The following is a 16,357-nucleotide window of genomic DNA, read 5'->3' as shown; positions in this document are numbered from 1 at the left end:
CGCCCGGGGGCAAACCGCGCAGCAGTGTCCATGAGGCGCACTTCTTTCTGGCATCCGGGGAAGAGAGCGTAAGTAACAGACGTCGACGAGAACTCCTATCTGGATTTCCAGAACAATTTCATCGCCCTGATCCGAGCTTATGGCCACCCCGATGTGAATGCCGCGCTCATGGAGCAAATCGGCTGGAAGCTCAGTTTCGCCAATCCCACCGAGAGCGAGATTGCGCTCGCCGAGATCGTTTGCGAAAGGGTGCCCCTCTTCGAGCAGGTACGCGTCACCAATACAGGTCGGAGGTAGTGATGATGGCCATCACAGCCGCGTGCGCCATCACCAGACGCCAGAAGATGGCGAAGTGCGAAGGCGCCCATCACAGCAATTATGACTATGTGGAAGCTAGCTTCGATCTCCTTCCCGCCGACGGGCAAACGGAGACGAAGGGCTACAATACTGGAACCCCGGGGTCAGTCCTGGCCGAGGTGGTTGTCATTCCGTTCAACGACATCGTTGCGATGGAGCGGGTGCTGGCGCAGCACAAGCAGACGCTGGCGAGCGTCGTCATCGATTCCTTTGCGTCCCACGCGGGGCTCGTACCTGTCGATTCCTCGTACCTAAGTTTCTTGTGGGAGTTTGCAGCCCGCCACGGAATTCTGCTGATTTCACATGAAGTTCCGAGTTTCCGGTTGAATCTCAGCTTTTGGACCCGCTATACTCAGATCGCGCTATTTGACCAGGTTCTCTCTCTTTCTGATGGCTTGGACATCCATGACCGTGCCGGTAAGCGAAATGTCGGTTCTGGTCGCCACAACCCCTCCCTTCGCGGTGCTCTTCGCTATATTTCCCGGTGCGAGTGGTCATCAAAAGCGACTATCTTCGGTCTGTTGGTAGGCTTCTTTGGCCTGGCCGCCTTCTTGGCCATTCCGCAGTATCCACGTTTCAGCCGAGCGGAAACGTGGCGTCGCTCCTAACCCCTCTGGGAGCGTCTGCGAAGCTATGCTCTGTCCAGTCATGCTATGGACCCGGCTGCGGGAAGGAAATGCCTCGTGAACGGAACGGCGGTCATAATCTGCGCCACTCCCATGCCGCTGCCGGTGAGCCTCGCCTTCGAGAAGCCTTGGACGATCATCCCGACTATTCAGGCTCTTAGCGCTCTCCTGTTCCTTGGTGTCATATCCACAGCAGTGGTCTACGTCGTCTGCTACCGGTTAATAAGCTTGTGTGGGCCAGCCTAGGTGATGACTTGCATCATTACTGGCCAAGAGGCCAAGTATTGGGACCGTCACAGCATTTTATGCGTAAAACAATACTATTCAATCAGGTCATACCGATGATTCCAAAAACGTCGAAACGTTGTCATAGATAGCAATATTGATGATCAACTAATTATGACTCTTCTTTTAGAGAACGATCGTGCTTGTTCTTGAGACATCGCGTCTTTTAATTCGTCCCTTAGCCATTTCGGACTTCGAAGACGTTCATCGACTTCACACCGATCATCTTGTCGTGGAATCGCTGTTCTCCGGCGAGCCTCCATCGTGCGAGAACACACAAGAAAAGATGAAGCAGTATATGCGGGACTGGCGGCAGAACGGCTTTGGCTTTTTCGGCGTTTTCCTGAAGGATTCGAAGGAACCGGGCGAGTTCGCGGGCCGCGCGGGGCTACGGTATTTCGAGGATACGACGCACGTCGAGTACGGCCTTTGCCTGTTCGGGCATGTTGCCGGCCGTGGGATCGGCCCGGAAGTCGGCCGAGTGATCCTGCGCTTTTCGTTCAAAGAGCTCAATCTGGAGCGAGTCGTCGCGGTAGTTCGGCCAGAGAACAAACGCTCTATTCGCGCGCTGGGAAAGATCGGATTCAAGCACGTGGAAGACAGAGAATACGGCGACCACGTGAAGGGCTTCTATGAGGTGCGCGCAACCCAGTACGGCGTCGCCCGCCAGAGCGGCGGAACCAGAGCACATACGGACTGAACGTCGGTCGCTCGTCGGCTGCTTTGAACGGGCTGCTATGCGCGTTCTCCTCATGGACAGCTGTGCTCGCCGGCCGACCTGTCAGGTGGGGATGAACTCGCCGCCGTTGACGTCGATGATGGCGCCATTGATGAAGTCGGAGTCCGGACGGACGAGGAACTCGACGACGCGGGCGATGTCTTCGGGCCTGCCGAGCCGTTCGATCGGGATCCGCGCGAGTGCAGCGCGGTTGCCGGCCGTCTCGGGCGGTCCCGTCATCTCGGTTGGGATGCGACCAGGGCAGATCGTGTTCGCGGTGATGCCGAGCCCTGCGAGCGCGCTCTTCGAGGCGACGTAGCTCGCACCAGCGATCTTCGGCTGCGTACGCGTCGCGAGCGAGCCGATCAGGACGATACGGCCCTGCCGGGCTTCCGCCATGCCGGACAGCACCTCGCGGCAACAGAGGAAGGCGCCCGTGAGGTTCACCCGGATAACGTGATCCCATTGCGCAAGCGGAATGTTGCTGAGTGCAAGTCGCTGACCGTCGGGACCTTTCGGCGAGTAGCCCGCATTGCAAACGAGCGCGGACACTGCTCCCCAGCGCTCGCGGACATTGGCGAAGAAGCGGCCGAGGCCATCTTGGTCGCGTAGATCGACCGTGTCGGCATGGATCTTGCAAACTGGGAAACGGGCGCGGAGCTTGACCGCGGCAGCCTCCACCCGCTCTCTCGTCTGGCTGAATAGGGCGACGCGCCAGCCCGCCTCGATAAGCTGCGCGACGGTCGCAAAGCCGATCCCGGTCGCTCCGCCGGTGACGCCCGCAATGCCCGCAGGTTCGCTGTCTTCCGTCACACTACGGACTCCATGTCGCGAGCGGCATCGCGGTCAAGCGTGCCGTCGAAGAGAGAGAGCGCTGGGTGGGCGTCCGGATCGGCAATGACCTCGACAAGCCAAGGTCGCCCTGAGGCGAGCGCCTCGTCGAGAGCAGGCCCGATGTCGCCCGGCGCCTTGACTATTGTCGCCCCGCAGCCGCACGCCCGCGCGATCGCCGCGTGGTCAACCGAAGCGAAATGGCAGGCGCTCGTATAGGCCCCGAACTTCACGGTCTCGGCATCCTTCTGGAAGCCGAGCACGCCGTTGTTGAGGACGATCACGACGACGGGCACGCGGCTGCGCACCATCGTCTCTAGTTCCGCCCAGCTGTGAGCGAAGCCGCCATCGCCCGTGACCGCCACAACCGGCGCCTCCGGCCGCGCGATCTTCGCCCCGATCGCAAGGGGTAGGCCCCAGCCGAGGCCGGCGAGGCCACGCGGCGTGACAAAGCGCTGGCCGGCGCGCTGCGAGCGCAACTGACCGACGATCCACATGGACGAATAGCTCGCGTCCGCCACGACGATCATTTCGGGAGCGAGGCGCATCTGCAGCTCCCGCATCACGCGCTCGGGCCGGATGGGACTCCTGGTGCTACCCGCGAGCGGCGCACGGTCCTCCTCAAAGGCGGCCCAGGCGGCCGCGATGCGCATTTCGGCGTGCGCTCGCGCGGTGCGGCGGTGCGACTGGTCGAGGCGCTCGATGGCCTCGCATAGCGCGCCGAGCGTCGCCGCCGCATCGCCCACGAGGCGCAGCGCCTCGTAGTTGCGGCCGATCTCGGTCGGGTCGACGTCGATATGGATGACGCGTGCGCCCGCCATAATCTGGCGCCAACTGTCCGTTCCGTTTTGGTTGGTGCGCGTGCCGACGAGGAGGACGACGTCGGCCTCGTCGAGGATCGCCTTCGTCCGCCGGCCGAGCGAGCGCGGACCTGTGAGCGAACCGAGCACCCCGCACGAGAGGGGATGGAGTTCGTCGACTGCACCCTTGCCCATGTTGGTCGTGAAGACGGCCAGATGTGCCGTCTCCTGGAGGCGGGCTAGCGCCACCGAGGCCATGGGCGAGGTTGCGCCGCCGCCGGCGACCACGACCGGCGCACGGGCTCCGGCGATGAGCGCGGCCACCTCGCACAGAACGTCGTCCTCCGGCCGTGTGCGGTCGATCGGCCAATGGCCGAAGCTCGCGCGTCGGATATGTCTTGGCGCAACGGCCGGCTCACGCAGGAGGTCGGCCGGAAGCAGGAGCACCGCAGGCCCCGGCCGGCCGCTGCCGGCCGCGATGAAGGCCTGGTCAACATAATCATCTGCCCGGTCAGCGGTAATGATGCGGCGCACCCATTTGGCGCAAGACGAGAAGAGGCCGAAATGGTCGAGCTCCTGGAAGGCGTTGCGGTCGACCTGCGGCCGCTCGACCTCCTGCACGAGAGCAACGATGGGCACACTCGCCTTGAGGGCCTCGGCGAGCGGCGGCACAAGGAGCGTAGCGGCAGGTCCGTTTTGGGCGGCGACCACGGCTATCCTGCCGGAGACGCGGGCAAACCCGTCCGCCATGGCGCCGCCCATGTTCTCCTGCCGGTAGGCGAGCTGGCGGATGCCGATCGCCTCGCAAGCGAGGATGACGGCGGAAGGCAGGCTTTGGCCAAAGATCACCTCGATGCCGTGGCGCTTCAACGCACGCGCAATCGCCTCTGCGACAGTCTCTCCCATGATCACTCGCCCTTTAGCGTATCGAGGAGCGCCGTGCGCTCGTCGAGGAAACGATCGAAGACGTTTGCGACGAGCGCGATGTCGTCATCGCCCATGGGTGTCGAGAGACAGGCGGCGGCCGCGTTGGGGAGGACAATGCCGTTCGCGGAGAAGAAGCGGGTGAGCTCCTTCATCACGGCGTCCTCTCGCGGGCCGAGGAAGGCTTCGCGGAACTCGTGGGGCGGCCTGCGCCGCGGGTGGATACGGAAAAGGGAGGAGGCGCCTGTGACGCTCAGAGGGGCGCCGTGCCGCGCGATGATGCGTTTGAGCCCATCCCGCAGCCTATCGCCCAGCCGCTCGAGGTGGTCGAAAGCGGCGCTGTCGAGGGCTTCCATCGCGGCGAGCCCGGCCGCCATCGAGAGCGGATTGGCCGAGAAGGTACCGCCCTGTGGCAGAACAGGACGGCCTGATCCGGCATCGAAGACTGCCATCACCTCGCTGCGGCCGCCGATCGCCCCGATAGGGAGCCCGCCACCGATGATCTTGCCGAGTGCGAAGAGATCGGGTGCGAGTCCGTAGCGCGCAGAGGCGCCTTCGTAGCCCTGTCGGAGATTGAGGACCTCGTCGCTAATAACAAGGATACCGTGACGACGGGCCGACTCTTGGATGGTAGATACGAAATCCGGCGAGGGCGAAGCGAGTCCACCGCGGCTAGGCATGGGATCGACGAGGACGGCTGCGAGGCGCGCTGCATGTTCCGCGATCTGCCGGCGCGCACCCTCAGCGTCGTTGAAGCGCAAGATCACGACGTCATCGAGCACGGCTTGCGGCATGCCGCGGTAATAAAGAGTGGACGCGGGATGTTCGGGATCGCCCCACGTCTGAGGCGTCGCGGCCTGGCTGACTTCTACCCAGTCATAGGCGCCGTGATAGGCCCCCTCGATCTTGGCAATCGCGGGACGCCCGGTGAACGCCCGCGCCGCCTTGATCGCGAACATGACCGCCTCGGTACCGGAATTGACGAAGCGGATGCGGTCAAGGTGTGGAATGCGGGCGCAGAGAAGCTCGGCGAGTGCAATTTCGATCTCGGTCGGGTTTGCGAAGCAGCTTCCGCTCCTGAGCTGTTGCGTCACAGCCTCGATCACGGGCGGGAAGGCGTGGCCGTGGATGAGGGTCGTGAAGTTGCCGTTAAGGTCGAGGAAGCGGCGCCCGTCGACGTCGACGAGAAATGCACCCTCTCCGTGATGCATGTAGCGGGGAATGGGATCGCGCTCGATCGTGACCCGCGCCGTGCCGTCCGGGAAAACACCACGCGCCCGGCCGAAGGCCTCGGCCGAACGCGGCCCGACGGGAGGATGGGGGGACAATGCTGCTTGCTCGAACACACGGCTCTCCTCTTGCTATGGAGGTCGGCACGATAGAAGAAAATGTAATTTGATGCAACAAAATATTGAGAGGAATATTGCCGGCTCAGTCGCCGCGAGCGTGCACGAGATTGCTCAGCCGACGGTATCCGTCGCGTAGGTCATTTTCGATGGCCGCGCGAACCGTCGCGGGATCACGATCCTTGAGGCCGCGCAGGGCCCACTGATGATTCGCCACGCCTTGTCGCTTGATGGCGAATTCGGGATAGAGACCGTTGAAAGACGGACCGATCCTGAGCCACTGCGATTCGATCATCGCGACGAGGCGCGGCATCTGCGAGCGGTCGTAGATGCGGAAGTGGAAGTCCTTGTTGAGCCGCAGCACCTCCATGTAACGCCTTTCGTCGAGAGCCGTGTTGAGCTTCTCCTGCGTGTCCTCGAGAAAAGCGATGTCGTCCTCGCTAACGTGTGGCGTCGCCTCTTGAGCGGCGAGGCTTTCAAGGGCCAGGCGGATCTTGGTGACCTCGTCAAGCACGGCCATTGTTAGCACGGGCACCACGACCGTCTTCGGCCCGAGATTGACGAGCGCACCTTCGCCGATCAGCCGGTTGATGGCATCGCGCGCCGGCGTCGTCGAGACGTGGAGCGCTTGCGCGACTGAGCGCACCGTGAGCTTAGTGCCCGGTTCGCACTGCCCGCGGATGATGGTGTCCTTCAGACTCTCATAGGCGAGCTCGCCGAGGCTGCTCTGGCGGTCGAGGGGCGCGAGTGGTGCTTGGACGATGTTCCGATGCATGAAAGACCAAAGTGCTAATCGCGGGCTTGGACCATGAACCTCGCAAGCCCGATTGACAAGGGCTCTGGGTCAATCCGAATGTTACATCAAATTTCAAAAAGTGGTGGATCGCGAGTGGAATGCTCGACGCCGGATCAGTGGCCCGGCAGGCCGCCGGCCCAACAAACCGAGGGGCGAGAGTGGACGCAAAGGCAAGCAACATGACCGGCAGTCCCGTATCGATCGAGGGCGTGTCGAAGGCGTACGGGCAGTTGCTCGCGGTGGACGGGGTGTCGCTCGTCACGCGCGAGGGCGAGTTCGTATCGCCTGGGGCCTTCCGGCTCCGGCAAGACAACGCTCCTCATGATGATCGCGGGTTTCGAATTCCAAGCGCAGGACTCATCCGGGTAGGCGCGAGGGACGCCACGCACGTGCCGCCAACAAGCGCGATATCGGCATGGTCTTCCAGAAATACGCGCTCTCCCGCACATGACGGTCGCCCAGAACATCGCCTTTCCGCTCAAGATGCGAAAGGTGGAGCGCAGCGAGATCGAGCGGCGTGTGGAGGCGACGCCCGCCTGCCGAGCGAACTGTCGGACGGCCAGCAGCAACGCGTCGCAGTAGCCCGAGCGCTTGTTTTCGAGCCGCCGGTGCTGCGTATGGACGAGCCGCTCGGCCTCGCCCTCGTTCGCCTCGAACGGCGCGCTCGACAAGAAGCTGCGCGGCGAGATGCGGATCGAGATCAAGACCCTGTAGCAGGCGCCTCAGGGTCACCGTCATCTACGTGATGCACGACAGGAGGGGCGCTCACGCGTGGCTGTGATGAGCGGCGGCGGCCTGGCCCAAATCGGAAGCCCTTTTGACCTGTACGAGGATCCGAAGGCGCCCTTCGTCGCCGACTTCATCGGCAAGATGAATTTTTTGCGCGGCGAGTATCTCGGCTCGGATTCGGCAGGAGCCATGGTGCGCCTCCCTGGCGAGGTCCGCATCGCAGCCAAGAGCGTCTATGGCTCGGCCGGTCTCTTCGACCCCGGCAAGCCGGTCAAGATTGCCGTACGGCCGGAGCGCCTGAGACTCGCGCCGTGCGGGGAGCCCCTTCGCCATTCCGGCGACGGTGGAGGCCGCCATTTTCGTCGGCTCCTTCCACGTCGTGGTTGTCCGCATCCCAGGTGCCGAGGAGCTGCTCTACGTGCAACTGCCGGCAACCGGTGCCCCCGCCCGGAAGGCGAGGACCTCCTCGCCGAGCGCAAGGCGGTGCGCCTCTTTCCCGCGGAGGCCTGAGCCATGGGCGGCGCCTTTCCTTAGACCACCGGACGGCGCGAGATCCGCTAACTCGCATCAGACTCTGGCCGGACCTATTCGACGGTGCTCTCACTTCTCCTCGTTGCGCCTCCTCCTGCTGCTCGTGCTTGCCTTTCTCTATCCAGCGGGCCGGCTTCTCTGGACGAGCTTCGCGAGCCCCTCGTTCACCCTCGCCAACTACGAGCGCATCATCGCCGAACCGCTCTACTTGCATGTCTTGTGGCGCACGCTCGAGGTCGCGTTCGTCGTCACGCTCGCGACCTTCCCGCTCGGCTATCCCGTGGCTTACCCTCGTCGGCACGCTCGCCGCATCGCGCTCGTGCGCGGCGCGCTGCCCGACAAGGCCGCGATCCAAGCGCTCACCCTGGGCCCAATAGTGGTGCCGCACCTCGTCGTTGCGATCGCCGTCTATCTCATTTTTGCGCCGCTGCGCCTTACCGGCAACTTCTTCGGCTTCCTCATCGCCCACACCATGCTAGCCGTTCCCCTACGTCGTCATCACGGTGACGGCGGCACTGCAGCGCTTCGACCCGGCGCTCGAACTCGCGGCGCTCAATTGCGGGGCGAGCCGTGCAGCACGGGCGTTCTTCTCGGCCGTTCTGCCCAACATCCTGCCCGGCGTGGCGGCCGGCGGCGTCTTCGCCTTCCTCTCCTCCTTCGACGAGGCGACCGTCGCCTTCTTCATCTCTAGCGTCGAGGGCAAGACCATCACGCGCAAGATGTTCGAGGACATCGACTTCAATCTCACGCCCGTCATCGCCGCCGTCTCGACGGTTCTCGTCGTTGTCTCGCTCGCGTTGATGGGGGCGTCCAACTCCTGCAGGCGCGGGGGAAGGCCTGACCGCGGCCGGAGCAGTCGACGAAAACAATCATAGCGAGGGGATCATCCATGAAGACGTCGTCAGCGCAACCGGCTCATGGAACCTCTGGGCGAGGGTCGCGCTCTTAGCTCTCCCGCTCATCGCGGGAAGCGCGGCCGCGCAGGAAGTCGTCGTCGCGACCACAGGTGGCGGCTACCAAGAAAGAGAGGGAAGCCATCATGACTACGTCGCCATTTCGCCGGGGGCAGGCGCGTCCTTCCGTTGCTTCCCTCGGTCTTACAGAATGCTCAGGCCGATGCGGCCGTACGCCTAATAAAGGCGGCCGCCTATGCCGGTGAGAAGGAGGTTGTAGTCGCCGGGCGACTACGGCGAACTCGTAACCAGCGACGACGTACAATCTCGCCGGAATAGCCGTTGTAGTAGACCATGTCGGCCTCGCCGTCCCCCGTCTGCGTCGAAACGTTGCGCGCTCCCGGTTCCGTTTCGCAGAGGCAGAAGTTGTAGTTGAAGGCCGTTCCACGAATGGTCGGCCGCAGATGCGGCGGGTGTGGGCAGGATCTGCTGCACTGGCCACCGGTCCCGCCAGGACGAGCTTGCCTTTGCCCTGTGCCATGGCCGGAGCGAGGAGAACAAACGGCAGAATCGCACCGACTACGCGTGCTCGAATGGACCATCGGCGTTCGGATCGTGGCCTGTTGCTCATGACTCCCCTCTATGTTGATACACGGCAGATTTGCAATTTGATGTTACATCTATTGACGTAAGTCCTCAATGTTCGATAATGGAGCCAGTTTGGTGCATCAAGTGGAGAAGAAATGGTCCGGGTGTTCGTGTCGAGCCTGTTCCACGAGGGCAATAGCTTCAGCGCGATCCAAACGACCCTTTCCAGCTTCTGCGTTGTTCGCGGAGCTGCGCTCACGGCCAAGGCACAGGTCTCAAACGCCTCGCTTGGCGGTGCCTGCAGGCGTCTCGGGCGAGCTGGAGCGGACATCCTTCCCGGCCTCTCGGCGGTGGCTCCGCCGGGCGGGCCGATCGTCGATGCCGTCTATGAGCGCCTGCGTGACGACATTGTCGCAGCAGTTGGAGAGGCGGAGCCAGAGGGTGTCTATCTCGACCTTCACGGGGCCATGGTGACCGAAACGCTGGACGATCCTGAGGGCGATCTCATCGCCGCGATCCGGAAAGCCGTCGGGCCGCGGGTCGTCATCGCCGTCAGCCTCGACCTGCACGCCCACGTCACCGACGCAATGCTTGCGAACGCCGACATCATCGTTGCCTGCAAGGAGAACCCGCACACAGACTACCCTCTCGCGGGCGAACAGGCCGTTGAACTCATGCTCGCGATGCTCGAAGGCAGGATTGTACCGATTACGGCCGCTGTGCGCCTACCTATGATCGTAGGCGTCCAGATGGAAACCGCGCGCGGGCCGCTCTGTGAGGTACACCGGTTGCGTCGCCAGGTTTCGGCGCAGGAGCCGGCCGTCCTGGACATCTCGATTTACAATACGACGACGCTCGTCGACGTTGCCGACGGAGGCCAGTGCATCACGGTGACGACTGATGGAGCGGCGGATGTGGCCGCGGAGATCGCGGCCCGGTTGGCACATGAGCTTTGGCTGAGACGGTTCGCCTTCAAGCCGGATTTCGTGCCTCTCGAGGACGTACTCGCGGATGTGGCGGCGGGACGTCTGCAGGGCCCGGTCATCGTGGGCGATCAGGGCGATCGCGTGCTCGCAGGTACCGTGGGAGATGGAACCGTCATCATCAGTGAACTGCTCTCGCGCTGGCACACTATCCGGGCTCTCATTCCGCTAACAGATCCAGAAGTGGTCGCAGCGGCGGGCAGGCTCGGTGTCGGTTCTGTCTATCGAGGACCGATCGGTGGCAGGCTGTCGAAGGGTATCTCTCCCGTAGACGGCGAATGGCGCGTCGAGCATCTGGGCGACGGAGATTTTGTTCACGACGGCCCTTTTCTCGCGAACGAGCCCGGCGTGCTCGGCGCGACAGCCGTGCTGCACCGGGACAATGTGACGGTCCTCGTGACGAGCCTGCCAGGCTTCACGCAAGATCCGGCCGCTTTCCGCAGTCAAGGCGTCGATCCGGCCGCCTATGACATTGTAGTCACCAAATCCGGCTATCATTTCAAGATTTCTTTCGCCTCGGTCGGCCCCTGCATCGTCGTCGACACGCCCGGCATTTCGAATTTCCAGCCCGGCCTGCTGCCGTTCCAGAAGCGCAGGCCGATCTTCCCGGAGGACGAAGTTCCTGAGCCGAACTTCGCGGCACGCCTGTTTGGGCGAGTCCGGCCCTAGCAGTCCCCGGAATTTCGTTGGGAAGGAACTCGCGACCGCGTGATGTGCAGCCAGGACAATGATCCGCCCCATGACTTCCTCCGTCTACCAGCCTCGACCGATAGGAGAAAATTACAATGAGCGTGATCGAGAAGACCATAAATCTGTCCGATTCCTCGCTGCTGAAGGCCCAGTGCTATGTGGACGGCGCCTGGGTCGGGGACGGTATCGACGCGGTCGACAACTGGCGACGGGGGAAGTTCTGGCCAAGGTGCCGCGCTTCGGCGAGGCCGAGACGATGGCTGCGGTCAAGGCCGCGAGCCGGGCGTTCAAGCCATGGGCGCGGAGGGGCGCCAAGGAGCGTTCGCAGATCCTGCGCACATGGTTCGACCTGATCATGGCGAACCAGGAAGACCTAGCGCAGATCATGACCGCCGAGCAGGGCAAGCCGCTGGACGAGCGCGCGGAGAGGTCGCCTATGCCGCCTCCTTCGTCGAGTCCTATGCCGAGGAGGCCAAGCGCATCTATAGCGAGACCATTCCGTTGCCGTTCCCGGGCTCGCGCATCATCGTGCAGAAGCAGCCGGTCGGCGTCTGCGCCGCGATCACGCCCTGGAATTTCCCGGCTGCGATGATCACGCGCAAATGCTCGCCAGGCCTGGCGGCGGGCTGCACTTTTGTGATCAAGCCCGCGCCTTACACGCCGCTGACCGCACTGGCGCTGGTCGCGCTCGCCGAGCGGGCGGGCTTTCCCAGAGGCGCGCTCAACGTCGTGACAGGCGATGCGGTCGCGATTGGCATGGTAATGACTTCGCATCCGGCGGTGCGGTTCATCAGCTTCACCGGCTCGACGCCGATCGGCAAGCTCCTGATGTAGCAGGCGGCCTCGACGGTGAAGAAGGTTGGGCTCGAACTCGGCGGTAATGCCCCTTTCATCGTCTTCGACGATGCTGATCTCGAGGCGGCGGTAGCCGGCGCGATCACGGCCAAATTCCGCAATATGGGCCAGACATGTGTCTGCACCAATCGGCTTTTCGTGCAGGAAGGAATCCATGACGCCTTCGTCGAGAGGTTCGCCGGCAGGGTTGCCGAACTCAAGGTCGGCAACGGCGTCGAGGTCGGCGGCTTGCAGGGGCCGCTCATCAATCAGCGTGCGGTCTAGGTCTAGGTCGAGCGTCACGTCGCCGACGCCGTCGCCAACGGCGCCAGGATAATTATCGGTGGCATGCGCCATGCTCTGGCCCGCAGCTTCTATGAGCCGACTGTTCTGTCGGGCGTCACCACGACGATGCTGGTTTCGCACGAGGAGACCTTCGGCCCAGTCGCCCAGTCTACTCCTTCCGGTCCGAGGAGGAGGTCGTCGCGCTCGCCAACGACACGCCCTTCGGGCTGGCCGGCTATTTCTACACGAAGGATCTCGGCCGCGCCTTTCGTGTCGCTGAGGAACTGGAATGCGGCACGGTTGGCATCAACTCCGCCATTCTCGGAACCGAGGTCGCGCCCTTCGGGGGCGTCAAAGAATCCGGCCTGGGCCGCGAGGGGTCCCTCCACGGCATCGACGAATTCGTCGAGATCAAATACGTCCTTGTGGCGGACTCAGCACCTGACGCTGGCGCAGCGAAGAAGGCTCGGCGGTCTGGGGCGCCGAGTGTACCGCGGCATTTTGCAGAAGTCTTCGGACAATGGGGCTACATCGACCATGCCCGGCCACGAACACTCCAGCCATATCTGCGGGTCATGGCGGTCCTGCCCCCGGTCTCGTCCAGGAAAACGAAGCGCTTGGATTCTATATGGCGCTGCCACCCCCGTCGACGCAGCCGATGCCGTGTCGCACCGGGGCGACGGGGCGAGCGCATTCGTCAATAGCCTACTCTGCGGCTCGCTATCCTATCCTATCCAATTCGTCCACCTCCAACGCGTAGATAGGCGCCAGCAACGTAGCTCGCCTTATCGGACAGAAGCCAAGAGATCGCCTCGGCGATCTCCCGCGGGTCGGCGGCCCGGCCGATCGGGATCGTGGCTTCAGCCTCGGCAATCTGAACGGGATCGGGAAGCTCGGTTCGTGTCGCCCCTGGGCTTACCGTGTTGACTCTTACACCTTCGCGCGCGACCTCCTGGGCGAGTGCCACGGTGAAGGAGTTGATGGCGCCCTTCGAAGTCGAATAAGGCACCCGCCCCCCCGAGGCTTTACCCTCCGGATCAGGCAGGAAAACCGGATCGGGCGATAGGGCACCGCCGGTCTTCGACAGCCCAGAGGAGATGTTGACGATCGCACCGCCCTGGCCGCCGCACCGCGTCGACATGCGTCGGATCGCCTCGAGCGAGCAGTACATCGTCCCGAGGAGATTGACTTCAATCACTTGACGAACACCGGCAGGGTCTAAATCTATGAAGCGCCCCCGCTTGCCGACGATGCCGGCGCAATTCACGAGAGCGGTCAGTGTCCCGAACTCACGGTCCAGGGTACCGAACATTCGCGCAACCTCGGACTCGTTCGCGACATCGCCATGTACGACGACGGCCCTGCCGCCGCCCCGCTCGATATCCGCTACGACACGGTTTGCCGGTGTTCGATCGCGTCGATAGTTGACGCCTAGAGCCCACCCCTGTTGGCCGAGAAGCCGGCAGGTGGCGGCGCCGATGCCCGTGCTTCCGCCGGTCACGAGCGCAATTTTCGAGGATCCTGTCGTCACTTTGACCTCCATTTCTAAAGATACGGCGTGCCGCGCCGCAAATCTGCTAAGTGGCAAGCCCGAGCACGCGCCGCTCGTGCCGAGTTCGGGCGGATCGTTGCCCCGACCATACAGATCCGGCTACCACCAGGAAGATCGTGAACCTCCCGGCGCTTCAGCATGTAGTCGATGGCTCAGCAACCGGAGAGCTTCGAGACAATTTGGCCCGCTCGGGCCGCATCCATTCCTCAAGTGCCTCCGCGATCGGCCGGCTTTCCTGCCGGCGTCATTCACGCGACCTCCGCTGGTGCGGGGAGGTGAGGGCGCGCTGATTGCCCTTGTTCGCCAAGGGTTGGAAACGATGAGATCGACCAAGCGATTAAGTCGACGGCACGCTGAAGTATTGCCTTGGTGTGGGCACTGTTCGGCGAAGCGGCGATGACATGTCCAATGCGGTCTCGGTGATCGCCCTTCCTCTCGATCAGCGTCTTGGGGTCAACATAAAACTTCACCTCGGAAACACCTGATATAGCAGCCGCCCGACCGCCGCCGTCAATCCAATCGAGGATGCCATCGCGATCAGGAATTAGGTACCGCACGGCCGCGGCGTGCGAATGCCTTTTGCGCAAATCCCATTCGCCGCCGATGACAACCTTGATGTGTTCGGTGATGAGATCGACACCGTGAGCTAGCTGAACCAGTTGAGGATCGGTCCCACCCGGAAGACGCGGATTGACTTCAATGACAACTGGGCCAAACTTCGTCCACCGGAATTGAATAATTTTTGGACCCCATTGAAGGCCGAGAGCTCGCAAACAGTTCAGTGAAATATCGGCGATACGCTTATGCTCGTCATCAGTCAGCGGGGCCGGATGGATGCACTCACGAAAGACAAAATGCGGTGGGGCGCCGAAGTCAGCGGCGGCAATCGCAATGACCTCAGTTCCCATTATATCAGCGCCATAGAATGGACCTTGTGCGAATTCTTCAACCAGTATCCTCGGCGAAGACCGCCATATATGCTTCCCCCCCAACAGAACAGCCGTGTGTTCGGCCACCTCATCGGCGTTACGGCACAATCTGACACCGCTGCTGCCGGTGCCTACGGCTGGCTTAACAATCACCGGCAGGCCGATCTCAGCGGCCGAGCTTTCTATATCCGCCGCATTCGCTGCCAAGCGATAAGCAGGCATTGGAACGCCGGCCTTCGCGAGGAGCTCACGTTGAGTGAATTTGTCGAGACATTGTTCAACCGATTCGGGGTTCGGTCCCGGTAGATTGAAAAATCGGCAAAGCTTGCCAACTGTCGCATAGACCTCCTCCTCGGCGGCCGTAATGCCAGCAATGTCATAGGTCGCACGCAGGCGGGAACATTCGTGGATCAGCGCATCGACATTGTCTGTGTCGACACGAATTGTCTCAATGCTTTCCGCCGCAAGATAGTCGTACCGAGCTGGATCAGTCGACAGGGTAATTGGGTGAAGATCAAGACGCTGGGCCGCTTGGATGAATAGCAGACCAGTACGCGCATGGCCTTCAATCATGATGAGCGCTCTTTTTGCCATTAACGTTGATTCTCCGTTCGTATTATGCGGCGGCTGAGCGTTACAGGGATCGCTTTATTCGCGCCCGCCCTCAGACCTTGGGATTAACGTACCATTGTCAGCGATTTGCGGTTGCAAAGATTCTGTGAAATGTACTTGCAGGATCTGTTGCATCGTTTAATTACCGGCGGTGTGGTAGGGAGCGTCTCGACGAATTTCGGAGGGTTGTGATGTTCCAGAGACGCCAGGTTAACAAGTCAGTTATCCTGCATTGCGTGCGCCGGTACCAGGCCAGACCGGAGTTGCGTACAGCTCGCCTACTGAACAGATATACTGCGAGACCCCCAGGCTCGTCACGTCGTTGCTCTGCATGTCGATGCCTCTGAGTGCGCTGAAACAACATGATTTCTACTGTTGCCAGGCTAGCGCCGACGGCTGCGGTCGTGACTGCCGCGCGAGGTTTTGCCCTCGGTGGCAACGCGCCGGGGCATCGAGGTGCCTCGCCCTCACCCAAAACCGGAAGCAAGCCGAGAACAAGGCCGCATCAAGACGGTTCATAAGGATGCGCAGCCGGCGCGCGTTATAATGCCGTGGTGGTAGGAAAATCCGGATTCTCCTCGCCCCAGTCGACGACGTTCTCGAAATCGTCGCCGGCCGCGCCTTGTGCCGCAGACGGCAATCAACAGGATTTCCGGCTCAGCCAAAATCAGCCCGATCGGGATTCTCCGCGGAGGGCAAAAGTATAATCACCGACGTGCGTCTCACGCGTGCTCTCAATTGCACCAAGCTTCGGCGGCGATCACCCTTTACTGGGGGGTACCTCTGCTGGGGCGGAGAGGTGAGAGGCTGCTGATTGTCCGTGTTCGCCTAGGGTCGGAAATGGTGAGATCGACCAACTGATTAATTCGACGGCTTGTTGAAGTATCGCCTTGGTCTGAGCACGGTCGGGCGACACGGCGATTACATATCCCATAGAATCTCGGTAATCGCCTTTCCTGACGATCGGCGTCTTGGGTTCAACATAGAATTTGACCTCGGCGACACCTGGTACAGCAGCGGCCAGACTGCCGTTGTCGATCCAATCGAG

General features: G+C 62.2%; 11 protein-coding genes and 3 pseudogenes. 6 read left to right on the top strand and 8 right to left on the bottom strand.

Features of this window, described 5'->3' with window-relative positions:
- Positions 1–299: 299 nt before the first annotated feature.
- Positions 300–965: a hypothetical protein gene (locus AC0L17_RS24265; protein ID WP_473517668.1), complete on the top strand. Its 666-nt coding sequence runs from the start codon at positions 300–302 to the stop codon at positions 963–965.
- Between the two features lie 442 nt (positions 966–1,407).
- Positions 1,408–1,968, top strand: a complete 561-nt coding sequence (locus tag AC0L17_RS24260) for a GNAT family N-acetyltransferase (RefSeq protein WP_473517667.1) — start codon at positions 1,408–1,410, stop codon at positions 1,966–1,968.
- An 81-nt stretch (positions 1,969–2,049) separates the two neighbouring features.
- Here AC0L17_RS24260 and AC0L17_RS24255 read toward each other — a convergent pair whose 3' ends face one another.
- The 4 genes from AC0L17_RS24255 to AC0L17_RS24240 form a co-directional block, all read right to left on the bottom strand.
- Positions 2,050–2,799, bottom strand: coding sequence for an SDR family NAD(P)-dependent oxidoreductase (locus tag AC0L17_RS24255; RefSeq protein WP_473517666.1), 750 nt, complete (start codon positions 2,797–2,799; stop codon positions 2,050–2,052).
- Positions 2,796–4,523, bottom strand: a complete 1,728-nt coding sequence (locus AC0L17_RS24250; RefSeq protein WP_473517665.1) for an acetolactate synthase catalytic subunit — start codon at positions 4,521–4,523, stop codon at positions 2,796–2,798. The genes AC0L17_RS24255 and AC0L17_RS24250 overlap by 4 nt, the downstream gene beginning before the upstream one ends.
- A 2-nt stretch (positions 4,524–4,525) precedes the next feature.
- Entirely contained in the window at positions 4,526–5,887 is a 1,362-nt protein-coding gene (locus AC0L17_RS24245) for an aspartate aminotransferase family protein (RefSeq protein ID WP_473517664.1), read from the bottom strand.
- An 85-nt stretch (positions 5,888–5,972) separates the two neighbouring features.
- Positions 5,973–6,662 (bottom strand): GntR family transcriptional regulator, encoded by a 690-nt coding sequence (locus AC0L17_RS24240; RefSeq protein WP_473517663.1) that lies wholly within the window; start codon positions 6,660–6,662, stop codon positions 5,973–5,975.
- Between the two features lie 119 nt (positions 6,663–6,781).
- Between AC0L17_RS24240 and AC0L17_RS24235 the strand changes: the two genes are divergently transcribed.
- A complete protein-coding gene (locus AC0L17_RS24235; RefSeq protein WP_473517662.1) occupies positions 6,782–7,429 on the top strand; it encodes an ATP-binding cassette domain-containing protein in 648 nt (215 codons plus the stop codon).
- 19 nt (positions 7,430–7,448) lie between these two features.
- Here AC0L17_RS24235 and AC0L17_RS24230 read toward each other — a convergent pair whose 3' ends face one another.
- A complete protein-coding gene (locus AC0L17_RS24230) occupies positions 7,449–7,769 on the bottom strand; it encodes a hypothetical protein (protein WP_473517661.1) in 321 nt (106 codons plus the stop codon).
- A 217-nt stretch (positions 7,770–7,986) separates the two neighbouring features.
- Here AC0L17_RS24230 and AC0L17_RS24225 point away from each other — a divergent pair.
- The 3 genes and pseudogenes from AC0L17_RS24225 to AC0L17_RS24215 form a co-directional block, all read left to right on the top strand.
- A pseudogene (locus tag AC0L17_RS24225) lies at positions 7,987–8,818 on the top strand (ABC transporter permease).
- A gap of 761 nt (positions 8,819–9,579) precedes the next feature.
- Complete coding sequence (locus AC0L17_RS24220) at positions 9,580–11,076, top strand: M81 family metallopeptidase (RefSeq protein ID WP_473517660.1); 1,497 nt, start codon at positions 9,580–9,582, stop codon at positions 11,074–11,076.
- Between the two features lie 116 nt (positions 11,077–11,192).
- Positions 11,193–12,647, top strand: a pseudogene (locus AC0L17_RS24215) (NAD-dependent succinate-semialdehyde dehydrogenase); the annotation flags it as partial.
- A 299-nt stretch (positions 12,648–12,946) separates the two neighbouring features.
- On the opposite strand, the gene AC0L17_RS24210 reads toward AC0L17_RS24215, so the two are convergent.
- The 3 genes and pseudogenes from AC0L17_RS24210 to AC0L17_RS24200 form a co-directional block, all read right to left on the bottom strand.
- Entirely contained in the window at positions 12,947–13,747 is an 801-nt protein-coding gene (locus AC0L17_RS24210) for an SDR family oxidoreductase (protein ID WP_473517659.1), read from the bottom strand.
- 269 nt (positions 13,748–14,016) lie between these two features.
- Entirely contained in the window at positions 14,017–15,291 is a 1,275-nt protein-coding gene (locus AC0L17_RS24205; protein WP_473517658.1) for an ATP-grasp domain-containing protein, read from the bottom strand.
- 778 nt (positions 15,292–16,069) lie between these two features.
- Positions 16,070–16,357 (bottom strand): annotated as a pseudogene (locus tag AC0L17_RS24200) (ATP-grasp domain-containing protein); the annotation flags it as partial.

Source organism: Mesorhizobium sp. WSM4829, from assembly GCF_055811475.1.
The sequence above is the reverse complement of the archived record's forward strand: the minus strand, read 5'-3'. Positions and strand labels throughout refer to the sequence as shown.

Bases quoted from the DNA above. Each gene is read 5' to 3' on its own strand.
- AC0L17_RS24265 (WP_473517668.1), top strand. From the start codon at position 300: ATGATGGCCATCACAGCCGCGTGCGCCATCACCAGACGCCAGAAGATG.
- AC0L17_RS24250 (WP_473517665.1), bottom strand. From the start codon at position 4,523: ATGGGAGAGACTGTCGCAGAGGCGATTGCGCGTGCGTTGAAGCGCCAC.
- AC0L17_RS24240 (WP_473517663.1), bottom strand. From the start codon at position 6,662: ATGCATCGGAACATCGTCCAAGCACCACTCGCGCCCCTCGACCGCCAG.
- AC0L17_RS24235 (WP_473517662.1), top strand. From the start codon at position 6,782: ATGCTCGACGCCGGATCAGTGGCCCGGCAGGCCGCCGGCCCAACAAAC.
- AC0L17_RS24230 (WP_473517661.1), bottom strand. From the start codon at position 7,769: ATGGCGGCCTCCACCGTCGCCGGAATGGCGAAGGGGCTCCCCGCACGG.
- AC0L17_RS24220 (WP_473517660.1), top strand. From the start codon at position 9,580: ATGGTCCGGGTGTTCGTGTCGAGCCTGTTCCACGAGGGCAATAGCTTC.
- AC0L17_RS24205 (WP_473517658.1), bottom strand. From the start codon at position 15,291: ATGGCAAAAAGAGCGCTCATCATGATTGAAGGCCATGCGCGTACTGGT.